An 18687-nucleotide genomic window follows, 5' to 3' on the forward strand; every position below is an offset into this window, starting at 1 on the left:
TTGAGGCCATCTTTCAGGGATGGTCACTAGCCCAGGAGGGATTTATGTGTACTTAGTAGCCCAAAACTGGGAGAGGGACTTGCTCCGGCTCCCCTTCTCCTGTTCTGGGAGAAGGGGTTGGGGGATGGGGGGGTAGCCAAGTCTATAAATACCTTTTTTAAGGGGGGATGGGGGGATCTAACCCCTGAAAACTATCTCTACGAGACTTATGTATAAGCCGTAGCCTTAGCAAGGAGAGGAGAGGTGAGGTTATGCCGATTCGCAAAACTCCAGTTTTCAACATGGCCGTGGTTTAAGTACCAATAATGCCGATCGCGCGCGACACCACTAGCAAAATGGTGGCCAACGAAATCAGGCTCTGGGCCATCAGTGTCAGCTTGGCCCGATCGGTTAGCGGGGCAACATCGGCAGGACTAAATGCCGTAGCGGTGGTGTAAGACAAAAATAAGTAATCCACAAAGGTCGGTTGCCAGTGGGGCAAAATTTCCTTTAGCTCGGCTTGGGGAAAGAGCCAATCGGGAGGTTGGCGATGATCGCGGCGGCGCATCTCTGGCCCGCCCCGATCGCTCTGCCAGTACACCAGGGCAAAAATCAGAATGGTGATCACCCACACGGCGATGCTGGAGGTAAACAGCTCCAGACCATTCAGTTCTCCGGAAGGGTTGAACATCTCCTCAATCAAGTAGCCCAAATCTGCCAGGGTGCCAGCTCCCACCAACAGAGAGAACAGCAGCGTGATGAAGCGCTCCGTTCGGAGTGCCCGGCGTTTGCCGCCCGTTAACGGCACCATGGCGATCGCCGCCAGAATCACGACCCCCAGCAGATAGGGCACCCAAACCGGAGCAAAGCGAACGCGATCGGGCAGCACCGTCAGCAAAACCAGCACCACCAGAATCGTTAGGGCGACGGGCCAGCGAGATTCGATCATCGGTGGGGACGGGGGACGGGTCATGGTTTAGCACCAACGTCTAGGGAAACAGCAGAGTCATTTGGGCACGCAGCGTCCAATCAGCGGCCCCCTCGGGCTTGAGGGCGTTCCAATAGGCTTGCAGCGAAGCATTCACCGGTTGGCTACCGATATTGAACACGCGCCCCCCGCCGCCGCCCAGGGGGACAGTCCATTGGTCATCGTCGGTCTGCCAGTTAGCGGTGATGATGGGGGACGTGGTCGCGTACCAGCCGCCTGCAAAGTTGTAGTTAAAGAACGGCTGGACCGTTAGCAGGCTGATATCGGCGCGATCGCTGTCTCCTGCGAAGGACCACAGCTGGCTGACCAATGCTCCCGCCACAATGGGTCCCTGGCTCACCAGCCCGACCGCCGCTGGCCCAATCGACCACTTCCCTGTGCCCAATATCGTATCCGTCGCCGTGGGCAACACAATGGAAGGGCCGACGCCCCAGGTAAAGTTGCCCGTTGTCTCTGGCACCAAGAACCCCGTGTAGTTGATGTCGCCCAGGCCAAAGGCACTATCCAGACCCGCCGCCAGCTCGGGCTGATAAGCAATGGGAATAATGGTGCGATTGACCAGGGTCAGGCGATCACTGAGTGGTACGGGAATAACGGGCTGCACATTGAGGATGTTGCTGGTGCGGTCAAACTCGCCGACGCCAAAGTTAGTGTTGTTTTGCAAGGGCACGGAAATCAGACTAGCGATGGGGTTTTGGGATGCCTTGGCCAGGTCAGCCTGACTCGAAGCTGCACCATCAGCGGCCTGGGCAATTTCCGGGGTCGGGACCGGCGTTGTCGGTTCGGTGGATGCCACCCCGGCTGGCGCTGACGCAGCGTCAAGTGGACTCCAACTTAAGCAACTCGCGACGGTGCAGGCGGCGGCGATCGCCCCGGGAGATGCCGCTACCTCGGTCATCTCTGAGTAGGTGGCGGCAACTGACCAGGGCAACGCGACCGGGGACGACTTCTCTCGGGAGACGGTTATGGGCTTGTCCACCGACCGGGCATCCGGATCGATGCTGCGAGGGGATAGCGATCGCGGCAGCGGCTCTAAGGTCGATAGCTCCGGCGTCCCTTCCGCCGTCCACCCCGCAGGAGAGCTGAGCACCGTGGCGATCGCCACGCTGACCCCGCACGTTGTCCACCGGATCAAAGAGGATGAAAATTCCATAACCGTTCTCCTCTTAATCGATATAAACGACGACGTACTGGTTGTTATAGGGCTGGTAGTACGTCGTGCCGCACTGGTAGAGAGACGCCCCTTCAATCACCACGGTGTAACAGTTGGCGGGCAGGGTGGCGGCATAAATTGTCGATCGCCGAATGACACGGCGGGTAGTCCGCCGGGCGGCTCCCGCGACGCTGACGGGGGTGGCCGGGCGACCGACGATCGCGGCGGCTGGGGGCATGATGACGCCACGGCTAAAGACGCCATCGACGATCGCCCCGGTGGCTAACAGCGTTAATGTGGCGATCGCCACTCGATTGATCATTGGTTGATTCATGATTGAGCCTCTTCGGTGGATGTGAAATCTTCGAGTTCGCTAGGCGGCAGCGCCTCTAACTGCGTCGCCCCCGTCGGGGCGGTAAAGGTAAAGCGGGCATCGCCAATTTGCGGGCTGGTGTCCCAGTCGCGTAGGCGAATTTCGTACTGGGGGGCACCCGTCAACCACTTGGTGGTGATGACGTACTTCATGGGCAGGGGCACGTCCCCGGTTTGCACCCATAACTGCCAGTCCACCTCGGCCTCGCGAAACGCCAGGTGGTGAACTTCGACCCCATTAATGTAGGCGGTGCCTACGTAGGTGCTGCTCTCCACCCCCTCGGACAACACCGCATAAGGGTCGGCAAACAGCAGGTCAGCCCCCGGAAAGGGCAGCCCCGTCTCGGCTTCCACAGCGAGAATGGCGTCGTCCACGGTGCCCGTTAACGCCTGCTGGGCGTAGGCATTGATCCGCCGCCCCAATAGGGTGATCTGGCTACCGTCAAAGAAAAGCTCGGCATCGGCCACCGCCCCTCGCCGCTCAAGGTACAGTCCACTGGGGCGCTGCATGACCAGACTGGCGTAGCTGCTAAATTGCAGCTTTTGCCCGGTGCTGGCCACCACTTCAAAGTCAATGTCGGCGTTGACGCTAAAGGCCTCTGTCGCCGCCAGATAGTCAGACATAAATTGCAGGACCTCGGTGGCGTTGGGGTCGAGGTCTTGGGCCTGGGCAGGGGCACGCGCGATCGCCCCCATCCCCAAGGTCACACCGAGGGCGATCGCGCCCGCACTGATTGGTTTTAGAAGGTGATTGTTGTTCATCGTTTTTCTCATTCAACAAAGGTTATTGGGGGGGTAGCTCCCTGGGTTCTCAAAGAACCCAGGGAGCTGTTCTAGGTCCAGGGGGTTACCACAGGTGGTACCCACCGCCCATCCAGGGCCTCAACCTGGGGGGCATAGAGGCGCAGGGTGAGATTGAGCGGCCCGCTGCTGGGTGCAGGCAACCAGTTAGCAGCCAGCTCTGGGCTAGGGCAGTGGGGCTGGATATAGAGATCGAGTGCGCCGTCGGCATGGTAGGTGAGGGGTGAGCGATCGCCGTTGACCGGTCTGCGCCCATCGCCCACCGCATACCGTTCCAGCGCGTTTGGCACCGGTAACCCGTCGCCGTCGTAGAGGGTAATCGACCAACGGGCCTGCACCGGGGGCAGCGCCCCCGCCGCAAAATGCAGGCGATAGGGTTGGCCGCCCACAATGGCTTCCCCGTGGGCATCGGCAACGCTCTGAAAAGAAACGGCATCCTCGGGCGGGTTAGCCCCCAGGTTGGTCATGGCGACGGTGGCCCGCTGTAGGTAGGCGTTGCCGTAGACGCCCAGGGTATCGGGGGGCATCTGCCAGCCATTGACGACCCGCCCCAGGGTGGCAGATTGGGCCTGGATGGCGGCGATCGCATCCGTGGGCACCGACTGTAAACCCTCGCGCACTGCCGGGTCGAGCGACCCTGGGTGAAAGGGATACCCTGGCATCAGCCCCAGGCGTTTAAACCGCGCCAGTTGCGACCAGTCGGTGGGGTGAGGCGGGTGCTGAGCCATTAGCACTGCGCCGTAAGCCAAAAACTTCTCTACTGGCATGGTGTTCACCTGGTACAGCGGCGGGGTCTGCATATCCACTAACGGGTCAGGCCGAAAGGCGATGGAGTGGGGTTCCTGCCCCCACTGAGAGAGGGGCGTGATCTGATAGCCATCCTGCAAGGCATAAACAGCGGGGTAGTCGGCGGGGCCGTGGGTTTGGATGCCGCCCAAAATCCACACGATGGGGGTGGGGGCATCAATGCGATCGACGCCCTCGGCCAGGCTGCCCTGCCAGCCAGGAGGCACCACGGCCCAGTGCCTCGCCCCCGCCCCGCAGGTGCGCTGACCGGGGACGGCAAACACATCGCTCCACATGTCGAGCATGGGCAGTCGGTAGTCGCGATCGCCCGTATCCGGGGCCGACACCACCATCGGCTCTACCAAGAGATTCAGCCAGGCGCTGGAGTAGAGCAGGTCAAAGTTCGGTTTTACGACTGTCCGCACCTCCTTCGACGAAAAGGCCCGCCGGTGAGCGAAGGCATTGGCGGGGCCAAGGCCAGGACGCTGTCCAGGGGCTACATTGGTGGTGACCTTACGGGTTACATTCATCAAGATCAGTGGATAAAGATAGAGGTAGGCCTCTAAGCAAATGGTGTAGACCTCAGCCTCGGTCAGGGTTGTCGGGGGCATGGTTGGCCGTCCAGAAAATCGGTCTGTAAGGCTTAGTTGAATGGCCGCCCGATGGCTTGAAGCCACCGGGCGGCTGGAGGCAAGTCGCTACTGCCGCGCCATCGCTACCCGCAGCCGTTCCTCTGGCGTGATCAGGTGGTCGTGGTCGTCTTTGCCCACGTCGAGCTGCACCCATTGGATTTTGCCAGTAAACTTGCTGGTGTGGGCGCTGTAATCGGGGGTGACGGGCGTACCGGATTCGTAGCCGATATCGGTGGTCTCATCCGCTGAGAAAATCATCGGCTGGGTGGCCTCTACCCGCCCAGTGCCGACGGATTGGCCATCGTAGTAGAGGGTGACATTGCCGCCCTTGGCCAACCCGCCGCCGTCGTAGGCAAACTCCATCCGCACCTGGTGCTTACCCTGGGGAATGGGATCTGTCGCTTCGGCGTAAAACTCCTGGATGCCCAGCACGTTGTAGGCGAACTTAAGCTTGCCGTCCTTGGCGTAGACGCTCCAGCCGCCAAATTTACCGCCCTGGGCGATGATCACCCCGCTGGCCGGTTTGTCCTTCAGCTCAATCTCCGCCGTAATCGAGAACGACTTATTTTTGATATTGACGACGCTGTTTTCTGACAGCCGCCCCATACCGGCAAAAAAGAGTTGCGAGTTCCCCTTCACCAGGGTCGGACGACCAGCGATATCGGGGTTAACCCGTTCTGCCTGGCGATCGTCCAAAGGCAGAACGTTGTACTTCACCGCTTCAATCAGAAACTGACGCTGGAGTTCAAGCAGTTTCTCGGGCATTTCCTGGGCCAGATTGTGCATCTGGGTCCAGTCTTTGCTGCCGTCGTACAGTTCCCATACGTCTTCGTCAAAGGGCAGCATGGTATAACCAACCATCTGCCAAGGGATCCGGTGCTTAGTTACCGCACTCCAGCCTTTGTAGTAAATGCCTCGGTTGCCAAACATTTCAAAGTACTGGATGTCATGGCGTTCAGGCGCGGTCGCCTCGTTAAAGCTATAGACCATGCTGGTGCCCTCGTAGGGGCTTTGCAGCACACCGTTAACCATCGTCGGTTCAGCAATGCCTGCTACCTCCAGCACCGTAGGCGCGACATCAATCACATGGCTGAACTGGTGCCGCAATCCACCCTTTTCTTCAATCGCCTTGGGATAGCGGACAATGGTGCCGTTGCGGGTGCCGCCCCAGTGGGACGCCACCTGCTTGGTCCACTGGTAGGGGGCATCCATGGCCCAGGCCCAGCCCACCGCATAGTGACCGTAGGAATCGGGACCACCAAAGTCTTCCAGCTTCGACTGCATGAACTCTGGCGTTTCCAAGTCTGCCATGCCGTTGAAGTTGGCCATTTCGTTGAACGCGCCGTGGATGGTGCCCTCCGCCGATGCGCCATTGTCGCCAATGATCACGTAGATCAGGGTGTCGTCCAAAATTTCCAGGTCTTCTAGGGTCGAGATCACCTGCCCAACGGCGTAGTCGGTATGCTCTAGGAAGGCCGCGTAGACCTCCATTTGCCGCTCCAGCACCGGCTTATAGGCGGCATCCATCTCATCCCAGGCCGGAATTTCGGCATGGCGTGGGGTGAGTTCGGCATTGGGGCCGATCACGCCTAGTTCTTTCTGTTTGGCAAAGGTAATCTCTCGCTGGCGATCCCAGCCGTGGCTGAACTGACCCTTGTATTTATCGACCCATTCCTTAGGAACATGGTGTGGCGCGTGGGTGGCACCAGGGGCAAAGTACATAAAGAAGGGTTTGTCGGGCATTAGGGCTTTTTGCTGACTGATCCAGCTGACGGCCTTTTCAGCCAAGTCCTCCGTCAGGTGGTAGCCTTCCTCAAAGGTGGCGGGGGGCTCAATGGGGGTGGTACCTTCATACAACGCCGGGTCCCACTGGTTATTTTCGCCGCCAATGAAGCCGTAGAAGTATTCAAAGCCGCCACCACCACTGGGCCAGGCATCAAACGGCCCCATCGGGCTGCTCTGCCATACCGGCACTTCGTGGCATTTGCCCAGCATGGCAGTGGAGTAGCCGTTTAGCTTCAGGGTCAGCGGCAAGGGTGCTTTCGTATTAGGTCGTACGGAACATTGCCCAGGGGCAGCCGTAGCCGTTTCAGTGATGTTGCCCATGCCTACGGAGTGGTGGTTGCGTCCGGTGAGTAGGGCTTGGCGGGTGGGGGCACAGAGGGCTGTGGTGTGAAAGCGGGTGTACTTTAGCCCTTGCCCAGCCAGTTTCTCAAAGGTGGGGGTGTGGCAGGGGCCACCAAAGGCGCTAGAGGCCCCAAAGCCCACGTCGTCCAGCAGTACCACCAGCACGTTGGGGGCACCCGCTGGGGGCCGTAGGTCTCGAATGGGAGGATATTGGGTATCGGGGTCTTTGGCATCGTAGGTGGTGATACCAAACTGGGTCTGGTCGGGAATGGGAAGAATTTGTCGTTGAACGTCTGCCATGGTTAAACTCCGTAGATTTAAAGATCGTTTTTGTTGAGGTAAATACCCTTGTCTTACGCGGGTAGGCGCTGCCCACCCTGCAGTTGCAGTGCTGCCCCGATTGCCAGTGCCGATTAAAAGCGGAACCCGAAATTCAAGTAGGGACCATTTTGATCAACGTTGAGGTCAACTTCGCTTGAGCCTGAGTCGTAGTCGAGGAAGCCAAAGCGATACCCCAGCCCCACGGAAGTGTTGCCGGAAAACATCCAGTTAACGCCGCCCAGCACCCCATATTGCGTCAGTCCACCGATGCCAAATCCCGAGACGGAACCCGATAGGACGACCGCTAATTCCGGGGTGGCATTCCACCGAAATCTTCCTCCCAGCAGCGGCGAGACTACGGTCTTACTGGTTGTAAACTCGCCCTCTCCCCCCAGATTGGTGCTCAGATCCAGTTGCGTATTCAGGCTGGTGACATTGAGCCCCCCCAGCACATCAAACACAAAAGGCCCCAGGTCATACTCGGTATTTAGCCCTTGGGGATTGGCGCGGGCCGGGTCATAAAAGCGATAGCTGGCAGCCAGATCTACATTCCAGACCTGGGTGTCTAAGGAGGCATTCAACTCGGTGGGCACAAAGTTGGCGAAGCCAGGACGGCGCACGGAGCGATTTAACGTGTCGTCACTGGTGAGGGAAAGGTAGTCGATATTAGCCAGCACGCCCAGGGTGTAGTCCGGTGTCCAGGCTTCGAACCCGCCCAAAAATGCGAAGTTTAAGCTGTTTTCTAGCGAGGAGCGAATTTGGGTTGGCGTAAAGTCAAAATCTCGAGACCCCGCCAAATTGCCGGAAAAATCATTACGAAAATCTTCTGACCCTTCGTAGTTCGCTGACCCTGAAATCGATAACGGCACATAGACATAGGGCACCAGCAAAAAATGCCACTGGTCTGACTGGGGCGGGGTCGCCGCTTGGGCGATGTTGGCAGGCTGGACGAGAGGGGCCGAGATGACATCCGCCACCGTCGGGATCGACCCCACCGGCTGTAGATCGTCGCTGTTGGTAGAGGCCGTTAGTAACAGCGCCTCAGCTTGGGCATTGTCGCTGGGGTCAGGACTCGCGTTAACCGTGGCGTTAATCGGCTCAACAACGGTGATGTCAGGAGACTGCTGGCTGGCGTCGGGGGCGATCGCATCTGATACGACTGCTTCCGGCCCCCGATCTTCTGGCCCCTCCTTTGCCGGCAAACCTTCTAGCTCCCCTTTTGGTAGCGGCTCCACGCTCGTGAGCGTAGAGGGGGGGCTATCGGTCTCGGCTAGCGGGGTGGGGGTATTGGCCCTCGCCTGGGTGGGCAGCAGCGCGATCGCCACGGTAGCCCCCAGGCTAACAAGTTTGATTTTGGAGTTCATGACAGGATTGGGGTTCCGCCCTTAAAACAGTTGAGTGTGGCTGATTTGGCCGCTGTGGTTGATGCAAAGGTCAAGCTCTTCGCTGCCGCGATTGAGTCCCCCTGGCCAGGGGGTGGCAAAGGCCATGTTTACCGTTGCTTGGTCAGGGGGGCCGATTTCCAGGTGCCGTCCAGCGCCTCTGCCTTCGGCCAGTACAGACGCATATACATGGCGAATGGCCCCTGCGGCGCGGGCAGCCAGTTAGGCTCCTTGTCCTTGCCCGGAGATTCGTGCTGGATCAGCAGCGTCAAGCCGCCGTCCGCATCCATCACAAATTGCGGCAGCATGGGCGAGTTGAGCAGATAGCGATCGAGGGGATTAGCCACCAGCAGACTGGCGGGCAGTTCATACATGGTCAGCGACCAGAAGGCGTTGACCGGTGGCAACTCGCCCGGCGCAAAGCGCATGGTGTAGCGATTGGCTCCGCTCAGCGCCTGCCCTGCGGCATCGATGCGATAGATGGGGTACATCGCTTCCTGTTTTGAGTTACCCAAAATCCCGATGGTCCCCAACCAGCGATTCAAGTAGTTGTTCTTCATCGCTTCGCGCGTGCCGAAGCAGTCGCCCGACGTCAGGGTGCCCTTGTTCATCTGTTGCACCCCTCCAGCAAAGGCCGCAAAGGCGTCCGCTCGGCCCTGCTCGAAAGCTGTGGTCATGTCGGGGGTCAGTTGGCTGGGGTCAAAGGTCTTGCCCGCGCCGATGCCGATCTGGGCAAACCGTTCCATCAGTTCGGTTTCGGACGGGTGCGTCGGGCAAAACTGCAGCACGAAGTTCAGAATGTTGAAGAACTCCAGAGAGGTTTTCTGGGTCTCCGGCGTGAGCGGCTGGATGAAATCGATCGCCGGGGCCGGAGCAGGGGCCGACTCGCCGAGAAACTCTGAAAGCGGCTGCACCTTGTAGCCCGCCTGGACCTGCTTGACGTTCTCGATATCGCCGGGGTTGAACAGCTGCGTGCGATAGACGGCGAGCATCAGCTCCGTCTCGGAGCGCAGCACCTTTTCTACCCCTTTGGGCGTCTCACCCTGCCAATTTGGGCCAGCGATCGCAAAGCTGCCGCCATCGTTGCCAGTTGCCCTGGTACCGAGATAATCGAAATTGAAGGTATAGGCATCAGTCAGCATGACGCTGAAATAGCGGTCCTTTTCAATCTCCGGCAGAGTCAGCACGATGGGTTCTGCCCGCAAGTCCAGCCCCGCCCAAGAATAGGGCGTGTCCGAATTCGCCGTCTGAATCGCGGTATCGGCGGGCGTGAATACGCGAGGAATGTTTGTGATCTGGTTCCAAGGTGCCTTGAATTCAGGATTCTTAGAATCAACGAAATAGGCGTAGTTAATGCGGTAGAGATCCACCAATGGGAAGCCGTAAATATAGGCTTCCTTGGCGATCGCGCGGGCTTCCTCAGCGGTAAGGGGGCTCATAATCATGTTTTCCTGCTTGGTTAAATTACGTCGGTGATGGGCCAGCTAGCCATAGATTCGACATCCGATCGGCTAGATGAAATCGCCTATTGCACCTTCGTCATCGGGGGAGCTGCCCAGGTGCCGTCGATCGCCTCAGCCTTGGGCCAATAGAGCCGCATGACGACTAGAAACGGTCCCTTGGGTGCAGGAAGCCAATTAGCTTCCTGGTCTTTGCCGGGAGATTCATGCTGGAAGTAGAGCGTCAGCCCGCCGTCGCTATCCTTGACGAATTGCGACATCATCGGTGAGTTCACCACGTAACGGTTGATGGGGTTATCTACCATCAGTTGCGCCGGGTAGTCGTACATAGTCATGGACCAAAACGCATTGGCCGGTGGGTACTGATCCGGCAAGAAGCGCACTGTGTAGCAGTTGGCCCCGTCGAGCGCCTGCCCATCAGCATCACTAGCGTAAGCTGGGTACATGGCCTCCTCTTTGGAATTGCCATAGATGCCGTAAACGGCACCGGCCATCCGGTAGAGATAATTGTTCTTGAGAAATTCGCGCGTCCCAAAGAAACTGCCGGTGCTCACTGCGCCAGCATTGACCCGTTCTTGCAGGGCGGCGTGTTCGGCCCAGGCATCCGCCATGCCCTGTTCCAGTGCTGTCTTCACCTCGGGCGACAGGTTGGCAACGTCTACCGTTTTGCCAGCGCCCACGCCGATCTTGGCAAACCGTTCCATCAGTGCGGTTTCCGAGGGCACCGTGGGACAAAACTGCAGCACGAAGTTCAGGACGTTGAAGAACTCAAGCGAGGTTCTCTGCTCCGCAGGCGTGAGCGGCTTCATGAAGTCGATGGCTGGGGCTGGGGCTGGGGCGGCCTGACCCAGGTACGAAGACAGCGTCTGCACCTTGTAGCCCGCTTGCACCCGCTTGACATTGTCGATGTCACTGGGATTAAAAAGCTGTGTCCGATAGCCGGGGAATGCCAGTTCGGTCTCCGAGCGCAGCACCTTGTCGATGCCCTTGGGCGTCTCGCCTTGCCAATGAGGCCCGACGAGCAGGTATGTGCCCCCGCCGTTGCCGGTGGTGCGGGTGCCAATGTAGTCAAAGTTCTGCGTATAGTAGTCGATGAGCTGGACGCTGAAGTAGCGATCCTTTTCAATCGCCGCGACGGTGAGCACGAGCGGCTCCGCACGCAGATCGGCACCGACCATGGAGTAAAACGTGTCAGTGTTGGCCGTTTGAATTGCCTTGTCGGCGGGGGTGAAGAGCCGGGCGCTGTTCCATAGCTGGTTCCAGGGTGCTTTATATTCCCGGTTCGATGTATCCACAAAATAGGCGTACTGGATGCGGTAGTTATCGACGATGGGCTCACCGTAGATGTAGGCTTCCTTGGCGATCGCGCGGGCTTCATCAGCGGTACAGGTTGTCATGATCGGGGTCTTCTGTTGGTTGAATTACGTCGGTGATAAGCCAGCTAAGTTGTCTTTAGCTCGCCTGCTTTGTCTGCACTCTGAGTCACCGCTTTGGTCAGGGTGATTAGCCAGGTTTTTAGTTTTAGTTAAAGACCGCCGCCAAATGGGGGCATTATTTTTGAGCTGCAAGGCACCGCTCACCGGGTTGAGCGGCTCGCTTGACGTTGCGGTTAAAAGCCCGGCGCATCCTGGGGATGGGTAGGCTGGGGCAAACGCTTTTGGTAGAGGTGGGTGTAGATCTTGCTGGCAATGCCAGATACGATCGCATAAGCCGCAATGGTGACCAGCACCTCATGGGCCACGGTGGGAAAGTTGAGGGTGATCAGCGCCAGGGCCAGCCCGGCATTGCGCGAGGCGTTGGCCATCGCGATCGTTTGGCGAGTGACGGGGTCGCTGCCGCCCAGATAGTGACCGCTCAGCAGTCCCGCTGCCGCCATCAGCACCACCGCCAAAATGGGCAGCGGCCCCGCCTTTAACACCAGCGATAGCCCCATCGCCGCCACCAGCACCACCACAGCCACCAGCATGGCACTGCTAATGCGGTTCAACGGCTCGTTAAAATCGTCAGCCAGATCCGGCAACCAGTGGGCGATCGCGGCCCCCACCAGCAGCGGCAAACCCTGCACCAGCATCACCTGCTTAAACACCACCGCCAGCGGAGCCGCCGCCACCGTGGGGTACAGTGCTGAAATAATGCCAAACCATAGCGGCACCAGCACCATCGACAACAGCGCCATCGTCGCCTGAAAACTACCGGCCAGTTCCGCATCGCCTGCACCCTTCAGCATTTTGCGATAGGTTACCGGAGCCCCAGGGATAATCGCCATGGCCGCAATCCCCGCCCGCACCTCAAAGGTCAGGGGCAGCACCTGTACTACAGCCATGGCCGCCAACGGCACCACCACAAAGGCCGCAATCAAACACCGCAACAGCAGCGAGGGCCGTCGCCACAGGCGAGCCATGCCCCCAAACCCCAGCACCATGCCCATCGACAACATCACCGCAAATAACGTGATCTGGGCAAAGCTACTCAACAACTCTTTCAATTCCATCGGTTAACCTCCTCCTTAAAGGGGCTTTAAATGGGGGATTACCCAAGCAGCGGGCATCAATCAACTGGTCAAGAAAACTCTGCCAAAAATATTGCCGACATCGCATTCAGGGCTGAATTTCACTCAAACAGGCATTGAGCTTCAAGCCAAGCAAATCATTAAATCTTCCCGATTTCCTAATCAGTGCCTCAACCTGTATTTTGTGTTTTTCTAGCACCCCAAAAAATAAAAGCGACTTCTGGTTTTGGCTCAATCCTCCTTAAGAGCGCAGATAATAACACGAGTCAACTAAAACTGGTTAGCCCGTTATCAAACCGCAATCAATAACCGTCAAGCCTTTTCCTAAAGTGCTGATATTTTCGCCGATCCTTTCTCTCTCGCTGAAAAACGACCTTAGTTAAGAGTCTTGAACCAGGTGTAGACGCCTGACAACCCCTCACTTAGCTGGCAAATGCTGACCTGTCAAAAAGGATATTCTGTATCTTTACTTTATTAGTAATATCACTAGGATTCTTAACTTTCTGGTCATTTCGCGCCAAGAATACTAAGAATCTTGCAGTCCCTGATACACTGGCGTTTGCAAGCATCTTTTCAGACTACAGCAACCGTCCTTTAGCCCTCGTGGCTGCGTAATTTTCATGAAAACAATTCCTCTGGTGAGGGTCAGTCAAGTCTTGCCGGTTGTTGACTTTCTTAACCAAATTGGCTCCCCCACCGATCGCCTTCTAGAGCAAGTGAGCCTGACCCCAGCCGCCTTAGACTACCCAGAGCATCTCCTGTCGATTTATCAGGGGTCAACCCTGATGGAAAACGCCGCTAACCGAGAAGGGTTGCAAACTCTCGGTTTTTTAATTGGCCGAAAGACCCAACTGCACACGTTTGGTACCCTCGGCAAAATCCTCAACAACTGCCTGACCCTATTTGATCTGCTCACGACCATGGAGCAGCTCGTACGTCTGGACAACTCGGGTGAACATGTGAGCTTTCGGTGGGAACATGACTCAATCTGGTGGCAATTTCACTATGATTGCCTGGCCCATGGGAGCAACCTGCAAACCATTCTCTACGGTTTAGGCATTTACCTCACTGCTTTTCGCGTAGCGTTAGGGCCAGCCTGGCGACCCACCGAGATTCACCTAGAGGGGCCACTCTGTCGATCGCTCCTGGCGATGGACGACTTTGCCGGTACCACCATTCACGGCATGAGTTCCTGTAACGCCATCAAAATTCCTCGGGCCGCCCTCAGTTTGCCCTACAACTCCCTGTCCACAGGCGATGATTTCAACCTCCATCCAGCCTACGCAGGGTTTCAGCAAACTGCCCCCGCCAGCACCTTCTGCGACTCGCTGCAGCAACTTGTGCAGGCGCTCTTGCTCTACGGCTGCCCCAACATTGATCTGGTGGCGGCGGCCTCGGGGCTGAGCGTGCGCAGTCTACAGCGGCACCTAGCCGAGGCGGGGCTGACCTACTCCAAACTGATCGATCAGGTCCGGTTTAACCGGGCGGTAGTGCTGCTGCAACAGCCCGATGCCAAACTGCTTGAGGTTGCCCTTGAGCTGGGCTACACCGACCCCGCCAACTTTGCCCGCGCTTTTAGGCGCTGGGCCGGGGTCTCGCCCCGCGAGTATCGACTCCTGCACGGATAGGCGATATCAGGTTACCTAAAGGCCTAGAAAACTGGCTTCACGTCCTTCTGCGTTGAGACGATAAGGCTATCGCAGAGTCAGGTTTTTGGCTCGCTTGCTTAGGGCCTGTCATCAACATGAGGTACGGTCAACTATATACAAGAGTCAAATAGCTTAAAAAAATAATCAAATTTTGCTATAAACATCCAATACCTTTAACAGATAAGATTGCAAAGCATTAAAGAAATTCATTCAGTGCTGCGCCCGCTCAAAGATTGTCGATGTCGTCTCCCTCGCCCTCTTGCAGGTCGCGCACGGCGGCGTCTAGCTCCATCTCCAGTTGCTCAGCGGTGGGTAGGCTGGGCGGCAGCTCGTTGCGCAGCTTGTAGGTCGAGACGCCGATTGGGTTTTCCATCATATCGAGGGCAAACTCAACGATGGTGTGCTTCTTTGAGCGACACAGCACGATACCGATGGTGGGGTTGTCGCGATCGCCACACAGCAGATGGTTCACCGCCTTCACGTAGAAGTTCATTTTGCCCGCATATTCTGGCTTGAATTCTGTCGTCTTGAGGTCAATGACCACATAGCAGTGGAGTTTGATGTGGTAAAACAGCAAGTCGATAAAGAACTCGTCCCCCTCCAGCTCTAACCGGTATTGACTGCCTACAAAGGCAAAGCCCACCCCTAGTTCTAGTAGGAACTCACGGATGCGATCAACGAGCGGCCGTTCTAAATCGCGTTCCTGGACTGCCTTGTCTAGCGTGAGAAATTCAAAATGATAGGGGTCTTTGAGCAGTTGGCGCTGCAAGTCTGACTGCTCTGGCGGCAGGGTCTTCTCAAAGTTGGTGACTGCGTCCCCCTGCCGTCGGAACAGGTGGGTTTCGATTTGCATGACCAGAATGTCCCGGCTCCAGCTATTTTCTAGCGCCTGCTGGCCATACCAGAGGCGCTCTTCCTCGTCCTTCAGCTTTTCGATTAAGGCGATATTGTGTCGCCAGGGCATATTGTCCAACGCTGCGTTGGACAATATGCTCATCGGGCCAGGCTTCGGCAAAGGCCCGCATGTACATGGGGTATGGTACCGATTCGTGTAAAAATGGGCCACATCTCCTGAAAGTCTTTCAGAGATGTGCTTTCAGCCGCTAAAAATAGTCCATTTCAGGATTCATGGAGAACGTTTAGTGGTGATCGGCACCGCATAATTGATCACTGGTGGCTGCCGTTCGAGATCCAGGTGATAAAGCCCCAAGCGATTAACATGCTGAGTGAGATAAGGGCTTAATTCGGCCAGCGCTTCGGCTTCCAACTCATAGCCTTGCTGATTCAGCTCATGGAGAATGCGCGTTAGCTCAAAGACGTTGTAGAAGATCAGCGTATTAGCGACCAGGTGGTTGTACTGAATGCGCTTGCGCTGCTCATCGCGACTGTTGGTGGCTAGTGTGCCCTCACCCCCGAAGGCCAGCCACTGCACGAACGCATTGAACGCCTCACTCTTGTTGGTGGCAGCCTGAATGGTAGAGCGAAGGTCAGCATCATTGATGTACTGCAGCAGGAACCCCGTACGGACAGCGCAACCCAATTCATAAACGCTTGATAGAGCTTGTTTTTACGGCTATTGGCCCCCAACTTACGCAGAATCGTGGAGGCATTGATGTGCCCGCATTTAATCGAGATCGCCACCCGCAACATATCAGGCAAATGGGTTTCAATTAAGGCCCAATTGATGGTGTCAGAAAAGAGTCCATCCAGATGTTGATAGCGCACCTCTCGGGTCGGACGGTAAAACGTCAGCGCTTGCCAGTTGCGGATGCGCGGCATCAAGGTGATGCCCAATAGATAGGCCAGGGCAAAGACCGTTGCACTCTGAGCCTGAGTATCGCCATGTAGAGTATCCAGCTGGATGTCTGACTCATTTTTCAACAGACCATCCAGGATGAATACCGCTTCCCAGACCCCACAGGGAATGAAGTGACTGAACAGAGCAATGTAAGTATCAGAGACGTGGTAGTAGCCCCCCCACCATAGCCGCCATAGCGGATGTGATACTCCGCCAGGAGATTGTTCTCGTAGATATCCCACTTGGTGCCATCGACTGATGCTCGCTCACCGGTGCCCCAAAACTTGGGAAGAGCAAAGCGATTGTAGGCGTTGATGAGGTCACCAATCGCGGTTTGTAGTGTCGCTTCCGTGATGTGCCGCTGATTCACCCAGGCTAACTGTTTGCGGTCCACCGTTCTCAACGCGCGAGCCGTCTGGCTGGGGCCAATGTTGCAGCCATAGCAAAAGGTCGTGGCCAGATAGCGCTCTACTGGGCTTTCTAGTTTCGCTTCATGCCCGGAGATGGGGCCAAAGTGATGCGTCCAATGTAGCCAAGCTTCGGTATCGGTCAGAACATCGAGGAGATGGACCGGGGTGAGCCGTTCGGCGACCAGGGCTTCAAGCTGAGTCAGACCGGCAGGACGTTGACGCGGTGGCCGTCGAATCGTTAACCGTTCGTCTTTCCAGACCACTTGAGTGTTCGTCGGAAAAGCCTCATCCGTTGCCGTTGCGGTCGCTGCTAACCACTGTTGCACATGGCGAACGAAGGCCGTCGGTTCCACGGGCAAATTCACCTGCTGACCATAGGCCTCGATCTGTGCGTCATATTCTTCCCAGGTCACCAACTGGTTGTAATAGTCGCCGTATTCGGCACTCCCGGCGATGTAGAGATCGCCCGATTGCAGTTCCAACAGGATCTGGGAGAAGACACAAATCTCGAACTGCTGGCGGTGCAATTGCGCTGGCGGTTCCGAGCGTTGTGAGGGGGATTGTCCCGTCACGAGTTTCCACCATTTCGACGGAATCCAAGACCAATCCATGGGCCATGATGTGGTGTCTGAATCGTCAGACCCGGTTGTCGGCACCTCCAACCAGGTGCTGCGGGTCGTGCGATGTTGACGAATCAAGTGAATCGCCGCCTCCAGTTGCTGATCCTGAGTGCTGGAATGGAGCGGTACGACGTCGAGGAAACGGAATAAGGTGGCGCGATGACTTTTATAAAAACGTTGTAGGAACGGCAGGTAGTTATTGTCGGCATAAGCCATATGGGCATCGCAGTGTTCTAGTAAGGTCTCCGCTTGAGGGCCTAAGACAGTTTCGATACCCGCCAATCGGTCTGCTATAGAACCTTCCTGTTGGTAAGCGACGATGACCTCCCGCAACGTCGTCACCAGGGTATCGGTGCGCTTTTGGGTTTCTTGGCGATATTGCCCCAGGGCCTCGCGAGCGTTGTGGTGTATCTTTCGCAGCCGTTTGATCAACATCTCGGCCAAATCATCGAGGGTGCGCGCATATTGCACCGACAAGAGGGCTGCCGCGAGGGTGTACCGCTTGTGAGGAGCCATTTCCCGCATCTGGTTAGCACTCAAGGTTTGGGCTTCCGCCGCAAACTGGTTTAGCTTCACCCATGGCAGAGCTTTCAGGGCATGAGGGGCGATCTGCCAATTCTGTAGCCAGTGGAGTCGTTCTACCAGGACGTTCAGGTGGCTCAGCGTCGGCTTGCCCGGTTCTTGCTTCAACCGATTCCACAGCGTGGTGGTGTGCTCCGCTTCCCAGATGAAGAGCCGATTCACTTTCAAAGAGTCATCGGTGCTCAGGGCCGCCAAGACTTGCTGGTAAAACCCTTGCGTCACCACTGTCCGTACCTGAAAAGCAGCGCGCTGCAAGGTGCTGAAGGCGGGCAATTCAAACTTCGCTTTGACCAGTTCTTCAATGGCGACGTTAATCAAGTCAGCCAGGTCGTGTTTAGTCTGAGCGGCGGTCGTCATCGTCTCCACCATGACGACTTGGGCCGCACCCCCATAAGCCGTCACGCCCAGGTAGTCCCGAATCACTTGGAGATGACGGCGACGACTACCGGAGCGGTCATAGTTTTCCAGGGCTGCCGCCGAGACAGAGACTGCCACTGTGGTGCTGATGTGCCGAATAATGCTCGCTGGGATATCCTTCATCAGTACTGGGTAACCCAGTCGCTGAAAGGTTTTCAAGAGGAGCAGGAAGGTGACTTTAGTGACTCGACTACGGGTTATCCCTGCGGCTAACCCGACTTCTTCCCCGGAAGGTGTGTAGACGGTCGTCAATGCTTTAGCGGTGAGCTGATGTTTCAGCCGCGGGTAAGCGGTATCCTGAATGCGGGTCATGGTCTGGTTGCTGCGCAGATTGCCAAACCAGCATGTAAGATAGTGACTCTTCTGTCGTCAGAGTTGATTGATAAGTGCGAGTGATGGTTGAAAGGGGCGCTAATAGTTGCCCGGCACGCAACTATTCCACGCCAGCATCAGGGGTAGAACCTTAAATTTTTGACCGAAGAATTTCCTGAGCGCGATCTGCTTCAAAATTTAGGCCAATACTGGTCCAAAGGGTCGATCAAGCTGATTTCGCTAGATAAGGCCAACTGATACTTCCGGTGGGTGGGTCGCTCCGCAAACAACAGCTATGAAGGTAGGGGTGGCGCGGCCAGATGAGGCGGAAATGAACGTGCCGGACTGAAGAAATTGACTAAATCGAAGCTTGAAACACTTGATATACA

At 56.9% G+C, this 18687-nt stretch carries 12 protein-coding genes and 1 pseudogene; 1 reads left to right on the forward strand and 12 read right to left on the reverse strand.

What is annotated here, in order from left to right:
- Window positions 1-292: 292 nt before the first annotated feature.
- From JUK32_RS15520 to JUK32_RS15565, 10 genes are all read right to left on the reverse strand, one after another.
- Window positions 293-952, reverse strand: coding sequence for a DUF1345 domain-containing protein (locus JUK32_RS15520; RefSeq protein WP_204139778.1), 660 nt, complete (start codon window positions 950-952; stop codon window positions 293-295).
- Window positions 953-968: 16 nt separating this feature from the next.
- Window positions 969-2120: a neuromedin U gene (locus tag JUK32_RS15525; protein WP_204139779.1), complete on the reverse strand. Its 1152-nt coding sequence runs from the start codon at window positions 2118-2120 to the stop codon at window positions 969-971.
- A gap of 13 nt (window positions 2121-2133) precedes the next feature.
- Complete coding sequence (locus JUK32_RS15530; RefSeq protein ID WP_204139780.1) at window positions 2134-2454, reverse strand: hypothetical protein; 321 nt, start codon at window positions 2452-2454, stop codon at window positions 2134-2136.
- Entirely contained in the window at window positions 2451-3254 is an 804-nt protein-coding gene (locus tag JUK32_RS15535) for a DUF2092 domain-containing protein (protein WP_204139781.1), read from the reverse strand. The genes JUK32_RS15530 and JUK32_RS15535 overlap by 4 nt, the downstream gene beginning before the upstream one ends.
- 71 nt (window positions 3255-3325) lie before the next feature.
- A complete protein-coding gene (locus JUK32_RS15540; RefSeq protein ID WP_204139782.1) occupies window positions 3326-4690 on the reverse strand; it encodes a DUF1254 domain-containing protein in 1365 nt (454 codons plus the stop codon).
- An 87-nt stretch (window positions 4691-4777) separates the two neighbouring features.
- Window positions 4778-7138: an arylsulfatase gene (locus tag JUK32_RS15545; protein ID WP_204139783.1), complete on the reverse strand. Its 2361-nt coding sequence runs from the start codon at window positions 7136-7138 to the stop codon at window positions 4778-4780.
- Window positions 7139-7251: 113 nt separating this feature from the next.
- On the reverse strand, window positions 7252-8523 hold the full coding sequence (locus tag JUK32_RS15550) for an outer membrane protein (RefSeq protein WP_204139784.1): 1272 nt from the start codon (window positions 8521-8523) through the stop codon (window positions 7252-7254).
- 128 nt (window positions 8524-8651) lie between these two features.
- Entirely contained in the window at window positions 8652-9980 is a 1329-nt protein-coding gene (locus JUK32_RS15555; RefSeq protein WP_239112714.1) for a DUF1254 domain-containing protein, read from the reverse strand.
- Window positions 9981-10066: 86 nt separating this feature from the next.
- Complete coding sequence (locus JUK32_RS15560; protein ID WP_204139786.1) at window positions 10067-11398, reverse strand: DUF1254 domain-containing protein; 1332 nt, start codon at window positions 11396-11398, stop codon at window positions 10067-10069.
- 212 nt (window positions 11399-11610) lie between these two features.
- Window positions 11611-12492 carry a bile acid:sodium symporter family protein gene (locus tag JUK32_RS15565; protein ID WP_204139787.1) on the reverse strand — a complete coding sequence of 294 codons (882 nt, stop codon included), beginning with the start codon at window positions 12490-12492 and terminating at the stop codon, window positions 11611-11613.
- 638 nt (window positions 12493-13130) lie between these two features.
- Here JUK32_RS15565 and JUK32_RS15570 point away from each other — a divergent pair.
- Window positions 13131-14138: an AraC family transcriptional regulator gene (locus JUK32_RS15570; protein ID WP_204139788.1), complete on the forward strand. Its 1008-nt coding sequence runs from the start codon at window positions 13131-13133 to the stop codon at window positions 14136-14138.
- 247 nt (window positions 14139-14385) lie between these two features.
- On the opposite strand, the gene JUK32_RS15575 is transcribed toward JUK32_RS15570, so the two are convergent.
- The gene (locus JUK32_RS15575; RefSeq protein WP_309224556.1) at window positions 14386-15156 is read right to left on the reverse strand and encodes a PDDEXK nuclease domain-containing protein; all 771 of its coding nucleotides are present in this window, start codon (window positions 15154-15156) and stop codon (window positions 14386-14388) included.
- A gap of 129 nt (window positions 15157-15285) precedes the next feature.
- A pseudogene (locus JUK32_RS15580) lies at window positions 15286-18298 on the reverse strand (Tn3 family transposase).
- Window positions 18299-18687: the final 389 nt, after the last annotated feature.

Source organism: Halomicronema sp. CCY15110 (assembly GCF_016888165.1).
Taxonomy (GTDB): domain Bacteria; phylum Cyanobacteriota; class Cyanobacteriia; order Phormidesmidales; family Phormidesmidaceae; genus Halomicronema.